Source organism: Exiguobacterium sp. FD-YE-25-4 (genome assembly GCF_057004685.1).
The window spans coordinates 1721136-1736697 of the sequence record NZ_CM168041.1; the positions used below are offsets into that span (position 1 = coordinate 1721136).

Below are 15562 nucleotides of genomic sequence, written 5' to 3' on the forward strand. Positions count from 1 at the left end.
TTAATCCCCCACTGTAAACTCGAAGAAGTCGCTGGCGACAAAACTGTCTTTGAAGACGGCTCGGACTTCGTCTAAAAATTCATCATCTCGACCTTGATAGCGGGCCGAGATATGGGTGACAATCAAGCGTCCGGCTTGAACCGTCTTCGCGAGCGTCGCCGCCTCGACCGTCGTCGAGTGACCATATTGACGGGCGAGCTTTGCCTCTTCGTCCATGAACGTCGCCTCGTGGACGAGCACATCGACGCCTTCGGCGAGGACGACCGCGTTCGGACAAGGAATCGTATCCCCCAGAATCGCCACGATCGGTCCACGGACCGCGTCAGTGACGTATTCTTTAGAGAGATAGGTTTCTCCTTCAAACTCGAACGTCTCCTCTTGCTTGATCGTCCGATAAATTGGCCCGCTCGGAATCCCGAGCGCCTTCACTTTATCAACGAGGAGCGCACCGGGCTTTTCGGGTGCCTCAATTCGAAATCCGTACGATGGAAAACGATGATCCAATCGTTTGACCGTGACGAGATGGCCGTCCTGTTCGAACGTATCCCCGTCCTCATACTCGACAATCGTCAAGTCATAACCGAGAAATGATCCAGTCACTTTCATCGTCAACTCGAGCCATTTCTTGATGCCTTTCGGTCCGTAAAGCGTAAGCGGACTCGACCCATCGAGCGCTGAACGCGTCGACAAGAAACCGGGCAGGCCGAACACGTGGTCACCGTGCAGGTGGGTCACCCAGACGGCCGAGACTTTACGCGGTTTGACTTTCGTATGAAGCATTTGGTGCTGGGTCGCTTCACCGCAATCGATGAGCCACGTCTGTTTCGAAAGCGTGAGCGCCAGACCGGAAACGTTCCGTTGTTTCGAGGGCATGCCGGAGCCAGTTCCTAAAAATTGTAACTTCATAAATAATTTTGTCCTTTCTTCTAGTGCATTCCATGCTATACTGTAGGCAATCGTTGATAAAGGATGTGATCCGTGATGAATAAAGTTGAACATTCCGACTCGATCTATGAACTGATTCGGGAACGGGCGACTTCAATGAATCGCAAACACCAACAAGAACTAGGCACCTCAATCCACATTCACGACATAGCGATGGAACTTCACTGTTCAGACGAACTCGTCTTGGAATCATTGGAATTCGCCGCATAATCTCTCGAACACATAGGAAGAGCCGACATCGCGTCGGCTCTTTTTCACTTCGTTTTCGGTGTCGCGACGTGCTCGACAATTTGAACGACATATTCAACCAACTTGTATAGCTCGACGAGCGGCATGCGCTCGTTCGTCGTATGAATCTCTTCATAACCGACAGCGAGGTTAACGGTCGGAATCCCACCCCCAGCGATGACGTTCGCATCTGACCCTCCACCTGAATGTAAGATTCGTGTCGGGCGTCCGATGGCCGCTGCCGCCGCTTTCGCGACTTCGACGACTTCGTCGCCTTCTTCGAACTTGAAGCCCGGGTACATGATGTCGATGTCGACTTCGGCTCGGCCACCATGTGCCGCTGCCGCCTCGACATAAGCTTGTTTCATCGACTCGGCTTGGGCTTCCATCTTCTCGTGGATGAGCGAGCGCGCTTCGGCGAGCACCTCGACGTAATCGCAGACGATGTTCGTGGCACGTCCGCCTTCGAACCGTCCGATATTCGCTGTCGTCTCGTCATCGATTCGTCCAAGCTTCATCTTCGCGATCGCTTTCGCCGCGATTTGAATGGCCGAGACCCCTTTCTCAGGCGCGACACCGGCATGCGCCGTCTTACCGTAAATTCTAGCGTTCACTTTCGCTTGTGTCGGGGCAGCGACGATGATATCGCCGACCGGGCCGTCCGAGTCGAGCGCGAAACCGAACTTCGCATCAATTTTCGACAAGTCGAGTACTTTCGCCCCGACGAGACCTGACTCTTCGCCGACCGTGATGACGAATTGGATTTGACCGTGCGGAATCGCTTGTTCCGTCAAAATACGGACCAGCTCAATCATCGCCGTCAAACCAGTTTTATCATCAGCGCCGAGGATGGTCGTCCCATCCGTCACGACGTAGCCATCTTGAATACTCGTCTTGATCGCTTTACCTGGTGTGACCGTATCCATATGCGCCGTGAAATAAATCGGGTCGACGCCTTGTTTCGTCGCAGGTAGCGTGATGATGAGGTTGTTACCTGAATGAGCCGTTTTCGTCGATGCGTCGTCCTCGTAGACGTCACATCCGAGCTCAGTGAAGACCGCCTTTAAATGCTCACAGATGACTGCCTCTTCTTTCGTCTCCGAATCGATGCCGACCAACTGTAAAAATGTGTCAAGCACCCGTTTCTCGTTTACCATGAAAACATCCCTCCATCCAAACATTTCTAGGTTATTATAACAAACTCGTGCCGTTTGCACGAACCTTTTCCATTCTGTACAATGAGGACAAACACATTTGGAGGAACGTCATGAGTAAGAAACAGAAAAAGCGGCAACGCATCATTCAAATCGGTGTCGTCGTCATCGTATCCATCTTTTTATTGAGCACGTTTTTGTCGGGGATGGCCATGTTCCTGTAACAATAGGATATAGCGCTCTTTCAAAATCAAGTAGCTCTTCACATCAGACAAAATATTGAGCAACGATGAACGTACCTCAAATTCCTCACGTGACGTGGGGAGGGGTACGTTTTTTCGATAATGCTCAATCGTCTCCTCGAGCTCCCGCAAGAACGTCGAGGCGTCGGCTTGTTGGTTGACGTTGTCGCCGACGAGTCGAAGGAACGTCGCGACCGGTTTGGCTTCATTGACGACGAGTGTGATTTCCCGTGAGTTCTCGGCGATGCGTTTCAAGATGTCATATTGCCGCTCCCGCATTCGGAAGTACAAGTAATCCATGTCCTCGTTCCGCTTCCCGATCGAATTCCCCATCCGGCGGAGCGCAAGATCTTTTCCTTGCTTCAAATAATCGCGTGTCTTCAACAGCATCATCGAATGGTCGTTATAGACGCCGGTCTCGACACATGCGGCCACATCATAAAAATGTACGGCGAGCGCCCGGTCGATATTGTCCTTGATGCGTTCGATCTCTTTATCGAGCGTCGGCATATACATGTTGACGACGAGCCCGACCCCGACCCCGATGGCGATCAACAACAACTCGTTCACGAACAAGTCGAGTGAGAACTGTCCTTCCGTATACAGATGGGTCAGGATGACGACACTTGTGATCATGCCATCTTGCAGTTTGAGCTGTTGTACGAGCGGGATGAACATGACAAAATAAAGTGTGAGCGTCGCCGGCGAATAGCCGAGCAAGGTGAACATCAACGCACCCATGCCGATGGCAATCAAGCTGGCCATGACCCGTTCATAGGAGGCCCGAAACGACTTTTTCCGCGTCTCCTGAATACTGAGGATGGCGATGATGGCCGCGAAGACGTAATAGTCGAGATGGATCGTCTCCGAGATGAGCATGGCAATCCCGGCGGCTGCCGCCGTCTTGAGCGTACGTGATCCGATTTTCATAATATCTCCTCCTCTCTCACAAAATTGTTCACTAGTTTCTTCCGTTTGGCAATCCATATGTTTGGAAGTGATCGTATTGAAAAGAAAGAAACGCGGCGTGATCCCGACGATTCTCACGCTCGCTCTCGCCATATCCGGTTTCCTTTGGCTCCAAGATCGTCCGAGCGGGTCGTATACCGTTCAGACCTATGACAACGGGGACGTCTCGACCCGGGCGTTCGAGTCGCTCGATGAGGCGCGCGCCTACATGGAACGCGGGGGCAATCGCGCCCTACTCGATGCGTCGGGAGACGTCATCGATTTCACAGGTACTGGAATCGCGGTCACCCCGACCGACCGAATCACAAACCTATATCAGGACGCCGAGTTTAAGAAACGGCAGTCCTATGTCGCCGGTGGAACACGTCTCCGTCTCATGCAAACGGGCGACAAGCATTTGTTGGTAAATATCTCTGGGGCCGATGTCTACGTGAAGCCGGCCGACATGACGCTTTACCCGGACGCCGTCGTCGAGCGGCGCGGCTTCTATCAGATGCGGGACGGACAAGTGTTCCATACCGTCGAGGCTAACGGCAATTTGGCCGGGACGTTTCTCGTCGGACCGGCGCCGCAACAGTCGTCCGACCGCTATTACACGGAGGACGTACGCGACGTGTTCGATTCGCCCTACCAATTCGCTTCAATCGCGTCGAAGGCACCGTATTCGGCTCGCGAGCTCGACGCATTCCTCGAATCACTCGACGATAGCCCGCTCGCTGGGAAAGGCGACGCCTTTAAGGACGCCGAGGCCGAATTCGGCATCAACGCCTTGTTCCTCATGGCTGTAGCCGGACACGAGTCCGGTTTCGGTACGTCTGCCATCGCCCGTGAAAAAAATAACTTGTTCGGCTTCCAAGCGACCGACAACGATCCGAGCGGAAATGCGGCCTCTTATCCATCCGTCGAGGCGAGCATCGATGCGGCGGCTCGTTTATTCGCCGAGAAGTACGTGACCGGAGATTACGACCGCGGTCCGTTTCCGGGCAATAAACAAGAAGGCGTCAACGTCTTTTACGCCTCGGACCCATATTGGGGCGAGAAAGTCGCCGGGACGATGTATCGCATCGATCGTGAACTCGGATTGACCTATTTCAAACAGCTAAAATGACGGCCACGGCGGCCGTCATTTTTTTTGCAGGAATCCCCCCTTCGCTGAGCGAATACCTAAATGAACGACCATTCATTCCAAAGGGGGATTTGTATGAAAACGATTTGGATCACAGGTGGCTCATCGGGGATGGGCAAGGCGATGGCGCTAAAATTCAAAACCGAGGGTTGGAACGTCGCCATCAGCGGCCGCAACGAAGAGCGGCTACAAGAAGCGATGGGCGAACTGGAGGCCATCGGGGCCGGAGCAGCGATGGCCGTGCAACACGATGTGCGTGACTACGAGGCGTGTTCACAAGCACTCGATCAAATCAGCGAACGGTTCGGACCGGTGCATGCGCTCGTCAATAACGCAGCCGGCAACTTCGTCTGTCCGACGCTCGACTTGACGCCGAACGGCTGGACGAGCGTCATCGACATCGTCTTGAACGGGACGTTCAATTGTACCCACGTCCTCGGCAAACATTGGGAACGGGAGCAACTGCGGGACGGCTCCATCATCAACATGGTTGCCTCCTACGCCTGGCAAGCGGGCGCCGGTGTCGCCCCGAGCGCCGCCGCCAAGGCCGGGGTGCTCAATTTGACGCGGACGCTCGCCGTCGAATGGGGGTATCAGTTCGGGGCACGCGTGAACGCGATCAGCCCGGGCCCAATCGAGCGGACCGGTGGTGCCGACAAACTCGCCGTCCACGTCAAAGAAGTCGAGCGCATCCGTCGTAACGTGCCGCTCGGACGGTTCGGCACACCCGAAGAGATTGCCGACCTCGCCTATTGGATGGCGTCGGACGAGATGCGCTATTTGAACGGAGAATGTATCTCGCTCGACGGCGGCCATTGGCTCAATAAACATCCGTTCTAACCGAAAACGGCCGAGGAGATTCCTCGGCCGTTTCATATGTCTTGTCCCGTCCATTCCGCTTCGAACCTGTCCAAAAATGAGACCATGAATGCGTGGCGTTCCCGGGCAATCTGTCGTGCCCGTTCCGTATGCATCCCATCCGCGAGCCGGAGCAACTTATCATCGAAGTGGGCGACCGCACTTGTCGCATCGTTCGGGTCATATAAAGCCGTTCCGCGTGACCCCGCGAATTGGAACGTGCGGGCGATGCCGATCGCCCCAATCGCGTCGAGTCGATCCGCATCTTGCAGGATGGCACTTTCCAACGTCGATGGACTTCTATGTTTCGAGAACGATGTCTCGCCGATGATCGTCAGGACGTGCGCCCGTCGATTCGGATCGAGCGCTAACGTGTCCAAGTGACGCGCGACGAGCCCCGCCTCGCGACCGAGCTTCTCATCCTCGACGTCGTGCAAGAGCGCCGCAAGCGTCAAGACAAGCCGATCGACGTCTCCCCCTTCGGCGAGATGCATGGCTAAGCGGCGCACCCGCTCGAGGTGGGCCATGTCATGACCGGTACAGTCCCCGGAATGCAGCGCCGCCACGTACTGTTCGGTCTCGAGTACTGCTGGTTGCGTCATCAAATCTCGATCGTCGTGTTCGGCTCGATCAAGAGCCCGCGTTGGTGCAGTTGATCGCAGAAAGCCTGTGCGTCTTGTTTGATGGGTGGGAACGTGTCGAAGTGAATCGGTACGACCCGTTTCGCTTGGAGCCAGTGCGCCGCATCGAGTGCGTCGACCGGTCCCATCGTGAAGTTGTCACCGATCGGGAGGAACGCGACGTCGATATCGAACCGCTCCCCGTACAGTTTCATGTCCGAGAACAGGGCCGTGTCCCCGGCGTGATACACCGTGAGCGCCTCTGTCTCGATGATGAACCCGCCCGGCATACCCATGTAGATCGGGGCGTCCCCCATATCAAGACTCGAGCTATGGAAAGCCTGCGTCATCGTGACGCGACCGAACGAAAACGAATGGCCGCCCCCGATGTTCATCCCGTGGACCGAATAGCCTTTTTTCTCATAATATGTCGCCAGTTCGTGCGTCGCGACGATTGTCGCGCCCGTCTGTTTCGCGATCAGTTCCACGTCTTCGATATGGTCGAAATGAGCGTGGGTGAGCAGGATATAGTCTGCTTTGACGCTCGCCGGGTCGACGTCCGTATGCGGGTTGCTCGTCAGGAACGGGTCGATCAAGACGGATGTCCCGTCGATATCGAGTTGTACGGTCGCATGGCCATAGTAGGTGATCTTCATAGAAATCCTCCCTTTCTGTTATCAGATGGAATCTTTCACTTATAATACTTTTTCTAAGAAGCGTTTTGCGCGGTCGGTCTGCGGGTTGAGGAGCAGGTCGGCCGGTTTGCCTTCCTCCATCAAGATGCCTTCGTCGAGGAAGAGGACACGGTCCGCCACTTCACGGGCAAAGCCCATCTCGTGCGTGACGACGACCATCGTCATCCCAGACTCGGCGAGCCCTTTCATGACATCGAGCACTTCGTTGACCATCTCTGGGTCGAGCGCTGACGTCGGCTCATCGAACAACATGACGTTCGGCTCCATGGCGAGCGCCCGGGCGATCGCGACCCGTTGCTTCTGTCCACCTGACAGTTGACTCGGGTAAGCGTCAATCTTCTCCGACAATCCGACCCGTTCGAGGAGCTTTTTCGCCCGTTCGATCGCTTCGGCCTTGCTCACTTTCAAGACGTTGATCGGCGCGTACGTCAAATTGTCGAGCACGCTCATATGCGGGAACAAGTTGAACTGTTGGAACACCATGCCGATGTTTTGACGAGCCTTCGAGACGTTCGCCCCTTTTTTCGTGAGCTCATAGCCGGCGACGCTGACCGTGCCGGACGTCGGCACTTCAAGCATGTTCAAGCAACGGAGGAACGTCGATTTCCCGGAACCGGACGGACCGATGACGGCGACGACTTCCCCTTTCTCAATCGATGTCGTAATGCCTTTGAGGACCTCGAGGTCACCAAATTGTTTGTATAAATCCTTTACTTGTATCATCTGCCATCACTCTTTCTAAGCCGTTTTTCTAGACGTTGACCAAGATACGTCAACACCATCACTATTGTAAAGTATATCACACCGGCAAACAGGAGCGGTTCAAAGTAGATCGCCTTTTGCCCACCGACGATTTGCGCCCGACGCATGATGTCGAGCACACCGACCGTCGAGACGAGCGCCGATTCTTTCGTGAGCGTGATCATCTCATTGACGAGGGCCGGCAAGATGTTTTTGAACGCCTGCGGCAAGATGATTGACCGCAGTTGTTTGACGTACGGGACGCCGAGGGCATCCGACGCTTCCCACTGGCCTTTATCGACCGCTTGAATCCCGGCCCGAATGATTTCCGAGATATACGCCGCCGAGTTGAGTGAGAAGGCGATGACGGCCGACTGATACGGCGTCGTGATATAACCGGTCAATTGCGGTAACCCGAAGTGGATGATCGCGAGTTGCAAGATGAGCGGTGTCCCGCGGAACACGGCCGTGTAGGCGTGCCCGATGAAGTTGACGAGACGGTTTGGGACGATCTTGAATGTGGCGACGACGACCCCGAGCGTGATCCCGAGCAAGGCCGAGACGAGCACGACTTGAAACATGACCGGGATCCCTTCGAGAATATACGGGATAGAATCATAAATCCGACTAAAATCCATTGTGAGTTCCTCCTAAAAAAAGGCTGACTGATATTTTCAGTCAGCCTTCTTCAATCTTTATTCAGCTGGTGCTGCTTCTTGTTCGAACCATTTTTGTGCCAACTTCTCGATGTCTCCTGAATCGATCATCTTGTTCAATTCTTCATTGAATTGATCGCGAAGCTCATCGTCCTTACGGAAGGCGGCGGCAGAACCGGCCTCTTCTTCATCGACGATTTCAAACGTTGAAAGTTCGCTGTCTTGGTCGAGGTATTTCTTCGCGACCGTGTCCTCGATGACCATTGCATCGATGCGACCGGTCTTGATTTCCTGGATGATCTCCGGGATCTTGTTCAAGGCGACAATTTCAGCGCCCGGGATTTGTTCTTTAGCGATTCCTTCTTGAATCGAACCAAGTTGGACCCCGACTTGTTTCCCGTCTAAATCTTCAAGCGACTGGATGGCATCCCCTTTTGACAAGATCAAGTTCTTCGCAGTGAAGTAGATGTCTGAGAAATCAGCGTTCTCTTTTCGTTCTTCTGTCGGTGTCATACCTGCCATGACGAAATCGACACGGCCGGCGTTCAGCGCCCCGAGCAGGCTACCGAAATCCATGTCTTCAATTTTCAATTCATAGCCCATGTTCTCGGCCACTTGCTTGGCGATGTCGATATCGAAACCGACGATCTCGTCGCCGTTCGCCGTATCGACGAACTCATATGGGAAGTAGTCCGCACTCGTCCCCATGACGATGACTTTATCCTCCTCATCGGTCGACGTCGAACCTCCTTCGTTCACGTCTGCCCCACAAGCTACCGTGAAAGCGGCAAGACTTGCGATACATAATGCTAGAAAACCTTTTTTCATGTTCATCGTCCCTTTCTTCTATATAGGATAAAATTATCAGAACTTTAACAAAATTATGACATATATGTGAATAGTGCTCAACTGTTCTTCGACTCATCATATGTCCGACTTGTTCTTCAACCACTATATACACATAATTATTACTTGTAAAGTATATTCATGCATAAAATATAAAAAAATACGGTCACATTCGCTCGTAAGCAAAATAAGTGACCGTACCGTTGTCGCGAGAGCCGTAGGGCTGCACCCGTTTGACCGACGCGATCGGGATGGCGCTATACACGTGGGGATAGCGTTCCCCGTCCTCGTCAAACTCGTAGTGGAGCAGGCTGCCGAGACGTCCGACATGGAACGAGACGAGCACGACTCGCTCCCCATGATAATGTCGACGCACGAATTTGCCGATCTGTTGCGGGGTGCAACAACGAATATAACCTTCCGTCTGGAGGGTTGGTTCATTGATCTCGCCGCGCGACAAAGCAATCGTATATTCGGCCTCGCTCATGATTTTGACGACTGGTTCCATCTCATCGATCCCTTCTTAAGGAAAAGCGCAAAGGCAAGGCCTCTGCGCTCACTTCTTAGGCGTAGTAAATATCGAACAACGTCTGTAACTGCTCGACGAGCTCTTCGGCCGTCGATGACTCGATTGTGCTCCGTTCGACCATCGTGACGATATTGCCGTCTTCTAACAGCGCGATCGATGGTGACGACGGGGCGTAACCTTCGAAGTATTCACGGGCCCGGTCCGTCGCTTCACGGTCTTGACCCGCGAACACAGTCACGAACTGGTCCGGTTTGACGCCTTCCATCTTGTTCACGTACGCTGCTGCCGGACGAGCGATGCCACCAGCACAGCCACATACCGAGTTGACGAGCACGAGCGTTTTGCCTTCTTTTGTTAACGCCGCGTCGACTTCTTCCGGTGTCGTGAGTTCTGTGTACCCTGCAGAACGTACCTCATTGCGAGCTTGTTCGACTACATCTTGAAAGTATAATTGAAAATCCATATTGTTTCCCCTTTCGACTTGCGTCTGTTCTTTCTTATTTTACGTCTAGTGGATCAGTTAGGACAAGTCTATCGCTCAATTGTCCTTCGAGGAACGGTGTCGCGTTCAACAGCGTCTTGAAGGACACATAGCGGGCCCGCGCTTCAGCGGTCGCTTCCCGGTTCGTCAAATAGGCCCGGATGAGGATGTTCTTCGGCGTGTGCTCCATATCGATGAACTCGAGCAGTTGCGCCTCATAGCCGACGAGTCCAAGTAATTCGGCCCGAATCGAATCGGTGGCGAGCGCCGCGAACCGTTCTTTGACGAGTCCATGCTGCAGCATGACGTCGAGGCTCGGCGCCTCGAGTTGACGATTCAATTCTTTTTGACAACAAGGGACGCTCAAGATGACTTTAGCTCCCCAGCGAACGGCCCGGGCGAGCGCCATGTCCGTCGCGACGTCACAGGCATGAAGCGTGACGACCATATCGACCGCCGTCTCGCCTTCGAACTCGTTGATGTCCCCGACGAGAAACTCGAGGCGCTCATAGCCGAGGTCACGGGCAATCCCGGCACATTCTTCGATGACTTCTTTCTTCAAATCGAGCCCTGTGATATGGACGTCATAGCCTTTCATTTCATGCAAGAAGTGATAGAGGGCGAACGTCAAATATGACTTCCCTGAGCCGAAATCGAGAATCCGGACGGTCCGGTCGGTCGGTAAATGTTTGATTGAGTCTTCGATAAACTCGAGGAAGCGGTTGATTTGTTTGAACTTGTCGTATTTTTGACGCTTCACTTTTCCGTCCTCGGACTGGACGCCGAGGCGGATGAGGAACGGTACCGGTTCATCGAGCGGTAACAAATACTGCTTCTCGCGGTTATGGCTCAGCTTCACTTGTTTGACGGCCGTCTCACGTTCCTTGAACGTCACTTTGAACTTTTTAGACAGTTGAAAGTGGACCTCGGACGCCGTCAACTGGAACTGACCTTGGCGGAACGTCTCGAGCAATTCATCGAGCTCGATGACCGCCTCGTCCGGTGTGAGATTTTTATGTTTCATCACCCGTTCAAATTGGTATTCGAACTGTATATGGTACTCGCCTTTCAACAGGACCGGCTTCAATTTGACCCGGCGCAAATCGTTCGACTTTTGACGCGGTTGGCTGACTGTCGCCGTCACGAGCTCGTTCTGGCGAATCACATCAGCGAGTCGCTGTTTTAATTCTGTATATTCCACTGCGTTCATCCTTTTTTCAATAGTTTCGAAACTTTTGTTCACGTGTATTCGTACATACTATTACACGAACACGTGCAAACGTCAAAGGAGGATTATTGTATGTTCAAAAAGTTATTATCATCGATTGGGATCGGTGCCGCGACGGTCGATACACGGCTCGCGGAGAGTGCCTGTGTGCCAGGCGGGACGCTCGATGGTGTTGTCCATATCAAGGGCGGCAGCACCGAGCAATCGGTCGACCGGATTTACATCTTCTTCAACACGCTCTATAAGCATGAGGTGAACGACAAGACAACGTACTCGACGTTCACGATTGAGAAGATTTTGTTGAACGAGGCGCCGTTCATGATTGGTCCCGACGAAGTGAAAGAAATCCCGTTCACGATCGACGTGCCGTTCAACACGCCGATTTCGGTCAGCCAATCGAAATCGTGGATTGAGACCGGTCTCGATATCGCCCAGGCCGTCGACCCGAAAGACGAGGACTCGATTCTCGTCAAACCGAACCACGCTCAACAGGTCGTCCTCGACGTGCTCGATGACATCGGTTTCCGCTTGAAGAAGGCTGATACGGAGATGCTCCCGGCCCGCCATCGTTCCGGCCGTCTCCCGATTGCCCAAGAACTCGAATATTCACCGAACGGAACGAGCTATGGACGCAAACTCGATGAGCTCGAAGTCGTCATGCTCCAAACGGAGTCGTCTCTAGACTTATTGATTCAAGTCGACAAGAGCGTCCATAATCTCGGCAGCCTGTTCGCCGACTTGACGGGGACCGACGAGTCGACGCACCGACTCAGCTATACGAACACCGAGCTCGCCTCGCCCGAACGGATTCGCCGCGATCTCGAGGCATTGATTGAACGTTTCATCTGAACCATGTTGCCACGGAAAATTCCGTGGCTTTTTTATTTTCCATATGAAAAATCCTGCCCTCGATCGAAGGCAGGACGTGAATCAATAGAGCGTATACGTGTCTGGGTCGATCGATTCGAGCGACTGCTTGATCGCCTGCAAGAATTGACCGGCGACGAGACCGTCGAGGACACGGTGGTCGACCGACATACACAAGTTGACCATATCACGCGCTGCGAACATCCCATTCACCCAAACGGGACGTTTCACGATCGACTCGACCGACAGGATGGCCGCTTGCGGATAGTTCAAAATCGGCGCCGATTGAATCGAACCGAACGCACCCGTATTGTTGATCGTGAACGTTCCACCGCGCATCTCGTCCGCTTTCAAACGGTTGCCGCGGGCACGCGCCGCCACGTCTTGAAGGGCGACAGCGAGCCCTTTGATGTTCTTCTCGTCCGCATGTTTGATGACCGGGACGTAGAGGGCGTCGTTCGCTGCGACGGCGACCGACAGATGGATATCTTGATGGACTTTGATGTGATCGCCCGCCCATTCCGAGTTCATCATCGGATGTTTTTTCAACGCCTCGATCGCCGCCTTCATGAAGAACGGCATGAATGTCAGTTTGACACCTTCCCGCTTGAAGAACTCGTCTTTCAACTTGGCCCGGGCTGAGACGAGGTTCGTCACATCGACCTCGATCATGAGCCACGCATGCGGGGCCTCATGTTTCGAGCGGACCATGTTGTTGGCGATCGCTTGACGGACACCGGCCGTCGGAATCAACTCGACGCGGTCCGTTGAGACGTCAGCAGAAGTCGTAGCAGCTGGCGTTACAGCCGGGGCAGCAACTGTTTCAGGCACTTCGAGCTTCACTTGGGTCATCGTCTCTTGGACCGGCGCCTGCGTCGCTGCTTCCGGTTTGACCGGACGACCTTCTGACAAGTAGCGGAGGACATCTTTGCGCGTGATGCGACCACCGAGGCCGCTGCCGTCGAGCTCGTTCAAGTCGATCGCATTCTCATTGGCGAGTCGGATGACCGCCGGCGAGAAACGTCCATTATTCTGTTTCCGCGGGGCGGCCGACGCGGCAGTGACCGCTTGCTTCGTCTCGACCGGGGCCGATTCGACTTGTGCCGGTTCTGCTTTCGGTTCTGCTTTTGCCGGTGTAGACTCGGCACCTTCGACTTCCATGATGAGGACCGGTGTGCCGACGGCGACCGTGTCCCCTTCACTGATTAACATTTCTTTCACGACGCCGGCACTCGTCGCCGGGATCTCAGCCGTCACTTTATCGGTCATGACCTCGGCGAGCGGCTCATACTCCTCGACGCGGTCACCTGGTTTGACGAGAAACGTCGTGATCGTCCCCTCGGTGACACTTTCCCCGAGCTGTGGCATTTTAATTGTCTGTTCCATATGACCCCTCCTTAAAAGGCGGCGAGCTGACGTGCCCGCTCCGCGATTTTTTCAGGGGAGACGATGAAGAACTTCTCCATCGGTGGTGCGTACGGCATCGACGGAACGTCCGGTCCCGCCAGACGTTCGATCGGCGCATCGAGTTCAAATAGTGCTTTCTCAGCGATGATGGCCGCGACTTCCCCGATGATGCTGCCTTCTTTATTGTCCTCGGTGACGAGGAGCACTTTCCCGGTTTTCTTGACGGCTTCAACGATGGCGTCTTGGTCGAGCGGATAAATTGTGCGCAAATCGAGGATGTGCGTGCTGACCCCTTCGGCTTCAAGCGTCTTCGCCGCTTCCTGGGCCATGTGGACGCACAGACCGTACGTGATGATCGTGATATCGTCACCTTCCCGCTTGACGGCGGCCTTGCCGATCTCGACCGTATACTCTTCGGTCGGGAGTTCCGACTTCAATAGACGATACGCCCGTTTGTGCTCAAAGAAGAGAACCGGGTCATTCGAACGAATGGCTGCCTTAAGCAATCCTTTCGCATCGACCGGATCGGACGGGATGACGACCTTGAGTCCAGGCGTCGAGTTGAACATCGCCTCGACCGATTGAGAGTGATAGAGCGCACCATGGATTCCGCCGCCGAACGGTGCACGGATGACCATCGGGCACGTCCAATCGTTATTTGAACGATAGCGGATTTTCGCCGCTTCCGAGACGATTTGGTTGACCGCCGGCATGATGAAGTCGGCGAATTGCATTTCGGCAATCGGACGCATGCCATACATTGCCGCTCCGATTCCGACACCTGCGATTGCGCTCTCGGCGAGTGGCGCATCGATGACGCGGTCCTCGCCGTACTTCTCAATCAAGCCTTGGGTCGCGCGGAACACACCGCCTCGGACGCCGACATCTTCCCCGAGCACGAAGACGTTCTCATCGCGTTCCATCTCTTCATGGATCGCTTCATTGATCGCTTCAATAAACGTTTTCATCACATTTCCTCCTCGTACACATGGTCCATCGTCGATTCAGGAGACGCATATGGTGCCTTGTCGGCGTACGCAGTCGCCTCATTGACTTCACGATCGACGTTTGCCTCGATCTCTGCGAGTTCTTCCTCGGTCATGACGCCATCCTCAATCAAACGCTTCCGGAACAATTGATTCCCGTCGCGATTTTTAAGGTCAGCCAACTCTTCGACCGAGCGGTACGCTTTGTCATCGTCATCCGACGAGTGCGGTACGAGACGTTCGACTTCGGCTTCGATGAGCGTCGGGCCTTCGCCGCGAAGAGCGCGGGCGCGGGCTTCTTTCACGGCGACATAGACGGCAATCGGATCTGTCCCATCGACCGTGACACCCGGCATCCCGTAACCTTTGGCGCGGTCCGATACACGCTCACAAGCGAGCTGCTTCGAGAGCGGTACCGAGATGGCATATTTGTTGTTCTCACAGAACAAGATGACCGGCAGCTTGTGGACACCGGCGAAGTTCGCACCTTCGTGGAAGTCGCCTTGGTTCGATGAGCCTTCTCCAAACGATACGAATGTGACGAGCTCTTCTTTTTTCAGTTTGGCGGCGAGCGCTACACCGACCGCATGCGGTACTTGCGTCGTCACCGGAGACGAACCCGTCACGATGCGGTGCTGTTTTGAACCGAAATGCCCTGGCATCTGACGACCGCCCGAGTTCGGGTCTTCCGCCTTGGCGAACGCCGACAACATCAAGTCGCGAGCCGTCTGTCCGAAGTGGAGGACAACGGCGACATCGCGGTAATACGGGAGAATATAGTCCGTCCCTTTTTCGAGCGCGAACGCTGCCCCGACTTGGGCCGCCTCTTGTCCTTGACACGAGACGACGAACGGGATTTTTCCGGCACGGTTCAATTTCCACATGCGCTCATCGATTTTACGGGCGCGGACCATCGTCTCGTACATCGCACCGAGGTCTTGTTTTGTCAATCCTAGTTCCTCATATGAATTCACAGTCATCTGT

At 54.3% G+C, this 15562-nt stretch carries 18 protein-coding genes; 4 read left to right on the top strand and 14 right to left on the bottom strand.

The window, feature by feature from the left end; genetic code table 11:
* On the bottom strand, positions 1 to 906 hold the full coding sequence (gene rnz, locus AC13H5_RS08925; protein WP_215189999.1) for a ribonuclease Z: 906 nt from the start codon (positions 904 to 906) through the stop codon (positions 1 to 3).
* Between the two features lie 75 nt (positions 907 to 981).
* Here rnz and AC13H5_RS08930 point away from each other — a divergent pair, with 75 nt between their 5' ends.
* The gene (locus tag AC13H5_RS08930) at positions 982 to 1155 is read left to right on the top strand and encodes a hypothetical protein (RefSeq protein ID WP_167491781.1); all 174 of its coding nucleotides are present in this window, start codon (positions 982 to 984) and stop codon (positions 1153 to 1155) included.
* Positions 1156 to 1199: 44 nt separating this feature from the next.
* Here AC13H5_RS08930 and AC13H5_RS08935 read toward each other — a convergent pair whose 3' ends face one another.
* Positions 1200 to 2330: a M20/M25/M40 family metallo-hydrolase gene (locus tag AC13H5_RS08935; RefSeq protein ID WP_483545632.1), complete on the bottom strand. Its 1131-nt coding sequence runs from the start codon at positions 2328 to 2330 to the stop codon at positions 1200 to 1202.
* 179 nt (positions 2331 to 2509) lie between these two features.
* Positions 2510 to 3499 (bottom strand): aromatic acid exporter family protein, encoded by a 990-nt coding sequence (locus tag AC13H5_RS08940; RefSeq protein WP_034777929.1) that lies wholly within the window; start codon positions 3497 to 3499, stop codon positions 2510 to 2512.
* Between the two features lie 67 nt (positions 3500 to 3566).
* On the opposite strand from AC13H5_RS08940, the gene AC13H5_RS08945 reads away from it, so the two are divergent.
* Both AC13H5_RS08945 and fadH read left to right on the top strand, forming a co-directional pair.
* Positions 3567 to 4646 carry an N-acetylglucosaminidase gene (locus tag AC13H5_RS08945; protein ID WP_353049032.1) on the top strand — a complete coding sequence of 360 codons (1080 nt, stop codon included), beginning with the start codon at positions 3567 to 3569 and terminating at the stop codon, positions 4644 to 4646.
* Positions 4647 to 4739: 93 nt separating this feature from the next.
* The gene (gene fadH, locus AC13H5_RS08950; RefSeq protein WP_034777934.1) at positions 4740 to 5504 is read left to right on the top strand and encodes a 2,4-dienoyl-CoA reductase; all 765 of its coding nucleotides are present in this window, start codon (positions 4740 to 4742) and stop codon (positions 5502 to 5504) included.
* Between the two features lie 32 nt (positions 5505 to 5536).
* Here fadH and AC13H5_RS08955 read toward each other — a convergent pair whose 3' ends face one another.
* The 8 genes from AC13H5_RS08955 to AC13H5_RS08990 all read right to left on the bottom strand — a co-directional run bounded on the left by AC13H5_RS08955 (position 5537) and on the right by AC13H5_RS08990 (position 11291).
* Complete coding sequence (locus AC13H5_RS08955) at positions 5537 to 6124, bottom strand: HD domain-containing protein (protein WP_215191389.1); 588 nt, start codon at positions 6122 to 6124, stop codon at positions 5537 to 5539.
* Positions 6124 to 6798, bottom strand: coding sequence for a metal-dependent hydrolase (locus AC13H5_RS08960; RefSeq protein ID WP_215189997.1), 675 nt, complete (start codon positions 6796 to 6798; stop codon positions 6124 to 6126). Before AC13H5_RS08960 ends, AC13H5_RS08955 begins: the two co-directional genes overlap by 1 nt.
* A 39-nt stretch (positions 6799 to 6837) precedes the next feature.
* Positions 6838 to 7560 carry an amino acid ABC transporter ATP-binding protein gene (locus AC13H5_RS08965; protein ID WP_214797244.1) on the bottom strand — a complete coding sequence of 241 codons (723 nt, stop codon included), beginning with the start codon at positions 7558 to 7560 and terminating at the stop codon, positions 6838 to 6840.
* Positions 7557 to 8216: an amino acid ABC transporter permease gene (locus AC13H5_RS08970; protein ID WP_034777942.1), complete on the bottom strand. Its 660-nt coding sequence runs from the start codon at positions 8214 to 8216 to the stop codon at positions 7557 to 7559. The genes AC13H5_RS08965 and AC13H5_RS08970 overlap by 4 nt, the downstream gene beginning before the upstream one ends.
* Before the next feature lie 57 nt (positions 8217 to 8273).
* The gene (locus tag AC13H5_RS08975; protein WP_034777944.1) at positions 8274 to 9062 is read right to left on the bottom strand and encodes a transporter substrate-binding domain-containing protein; all 789 of its coding nucleotides are present in this window, start codon (positions 9060 to 9062) and stop codon (positions 8274 to 8276) included.
* A gap of 184 nt (positions 9063 to 9246) precedes the next feature.
* The gene (locus AC13H5_RS08980) at positions 9247 to 9588 is read right to left on the bottom strand and encodes a DUF952 domain-containing protein (RefSeq protein ID WP_021067681.1); all 342 of its coding nucleotides are present in this window, start codon (positions 9586 to 9588) and stop codon (positions 9247 to 9249) included.
* Between the two features lie 55 nt (positions 9589 to 9643).
* Entirely contained in the window at positions 9644 to 10072 is a 429-nt protein-coding gene (locus tag AC13H5_RS08985) for a BrxA/BrxB family bacilliredoxin (RefSeq protein WP_021067682.1), read from the bottom strand.
* A 34-nt stretch (positions 10073 to 10106) separates the two neighbouring features.
* Positions 10107 to 11291 (bottom strand): class I SAM-dependent methyltransferase, encoded by a 1185-nt coding sequence (locus AC13H5_RS08990; RefSeq protein WP_483545633.1) that lies wholly within the window; start codon positions 11289 to 11291, stop codon positions 10107 to 10109.
* 99 nt (positions 11292 to 11390) lie between these two features.
* Here AC13H5_RS08990 and AC13H5_RS08995 point away from each other — a divergent pair, with 99 nt between their 5' ends.
* On the top strand, positions 11391 to 12167 hold the full coding sequence (locus AC13H5_RS08995) for a sporulation protein (RefSeq protein WP_483545634.1): 777 nt from the start codon (positions 11391 to 11393) through the stop codon (positions 12165 to 12167).
* 81 nt (positions 12168 to 12248) lie between these two features.
* Here AC13H5_RS08995 and AC13H5_RS09000 read toward each other — a convergent pair whose 3' ends face one another.
* The 3 genes from AC13H5_RS09000 to AC13H5_RS09010 are packed head-to-tail and all read right to left on the bottom strand — an operon-like array spanning position 12249 to position 15558.
* Positions 12249 to 13571, bottom strand: coding sequence for a dihydrolipoamide acetyltransferase family protein (locus tag AC13H5_RS09000; RefSeq protein WP_483545635.1), 1323 nt, complete (start codon positions 13569 to 13571; stop codon positions 12249 to 12251).
* 11 nt (positions 13572 to 13582) lie between these two features.
* Positions 13583 to 14560, bottom strand: coding sequence for an alpha-ketoacid dehydrogenase subunit beta (locus AC13H5_RS09005; RefSeq protein ID WP_034777955.1), 978 nt, complete (start codon positions 14558 to 14560; stop codon positions 13583 to 13585).
* A complete protein-coding gene (locus tag AC13H5_RS09010; RefSeq protein ID WP_034779950.1) occupies positions 14560 to 15558 on the bottom strand; it encodes a thiamine pyrophosphate-dependent dehydrogenase E1 component subunit alpha in 999 nt (332 codons plus the stop codon). The genes AC13H5_RS09005 and AC13H5_RS09010 overlap by 1 nt, the downstream gene beginning before the upstream one ends.
* Between the last annotated feature and the right edge of the window lie 4 nt (positions 15559 to 15562).

What these genes read in the sequence shown, in the direction of transcription:
- rnz (WP_215189999.1), bottom strand. Translation starts at nt 906, where the DNA reads ATGAAGTTACAATTTTTAGGAACTGGCTCCGGCATGCCCTCGAAACAA.
- AC13H5_RS08930 (WP_167491781.1), top strand. Translation starts at nt 982, where the DNA reads ATGAATAAAGTTGAACATTCCGACTCGATCTATGAACTGATTCGGGAA.
- AC13H5_RS08935 (WP_483545632.1), bottom strand. Translation starts at nt 2,330, where the DNA reads ATGGTAAACGAGAAACGGGTGCTTGACACATTTTTACAGTTGGTCGGC.
- AC13H5_RS08940 (WP_034777929.1), bottom strand. Translation starts at nt 3,499, where the DNA reads ATGAAAATCGGATCACGTACGCTCAAGACGGCGGCAGCCGCCGGGATT.
- fadH (WP_034777934.1), top strand. Translation starts at nt 4,740, where the DNA reads ATGAAAACGATTTGGATCACAGGTGGCTCATCGGGGATGGGCAAGGCG.
- AC13H5_RS08955 (WP_215191389.1), bottom strand. Translation starts at nt 6,124, where the DNA reads ATGACGCAACCAGCAGTACTCGAGACCGAACAGTACGTGGCGGCGCTG.
- AC13H5_RS08960 (WP_215189997.1), bottom strand. Translation starts at nt 6,798, where the DNA reads ATGAAGATCACCTACTATGGCCATGCGACCGTACAACTCGATATCGAC.
- AC13H5_RS08965 (WP_214797244.1), bottom strand. Translation starts at nt 7,560, where the DNA reads ATGATACAAGTAAAGGATTTATACAAACAATTTGGTGACCTCGAGGTC.
- AC13H5_RS08970 (WP_034777942.1), bottom strand. Translation starts at nt 8,216, where the DNA reads ATGGATTTTAGTCGGATTTATGATTCTATCCCGTATATTCTCGAAGGG.
- AC13H5_RS08975 (WP_034777944.1), bottom strand. Translation starts at nt 9,062, where the DNA reads ATGAAAAAAGGTTTTCTAGCATTATGTATCGCAAGTCTTGCCGCTTTC.
- AC13H5_RS08980 (WP_021067681.1), bottom strand. Translation starts at nt 9,588, where the DNA reads ATGGAACCAGTCGTCAAAATCATGAGCGAGGCCGAATATACGATTGCT.
- AC13H5_RS08985 (WP_021067682.1), bottom strand. Translation starts at nt 10,072, where the DNA reads ATGGATTTTCAATTATACTTTCAAGATGTAGTCGAACAAGCTCGCAAT.
- AC13H5_RS08995 (WP_483545634.1), top strand. Translation starts at nt 11,391, where the DNA reads ATGTTCAAAAAGTTATTATCATCGATTGGGATCGGTGCCGCGACGGTC.
- AC13H5_RS09000 (WP_483545635.1), bottom strand. Translation starts at nt 13,571, where the DNA reads ATGGAACAGACAATTAAAATGCCACAGCTCGGGGAAAGTGTCACCGAG.
- AC13H5_RS09005 (WP_034777955.1), bottom strand. Translation starts at nt 14,560, where the DNA reads ATGAAAACGTTTATTGAAGCGATCAATGAAGCGATCCATGAAGAGATG.
- AC13H5_RS09010 (WP_034779950.1), bottom strand. Translation starts at nt 15,558, where the DNA reads ATGACTGTGAATTCATATGAGGAACTAGGATTGACAAAACAAGACCTC.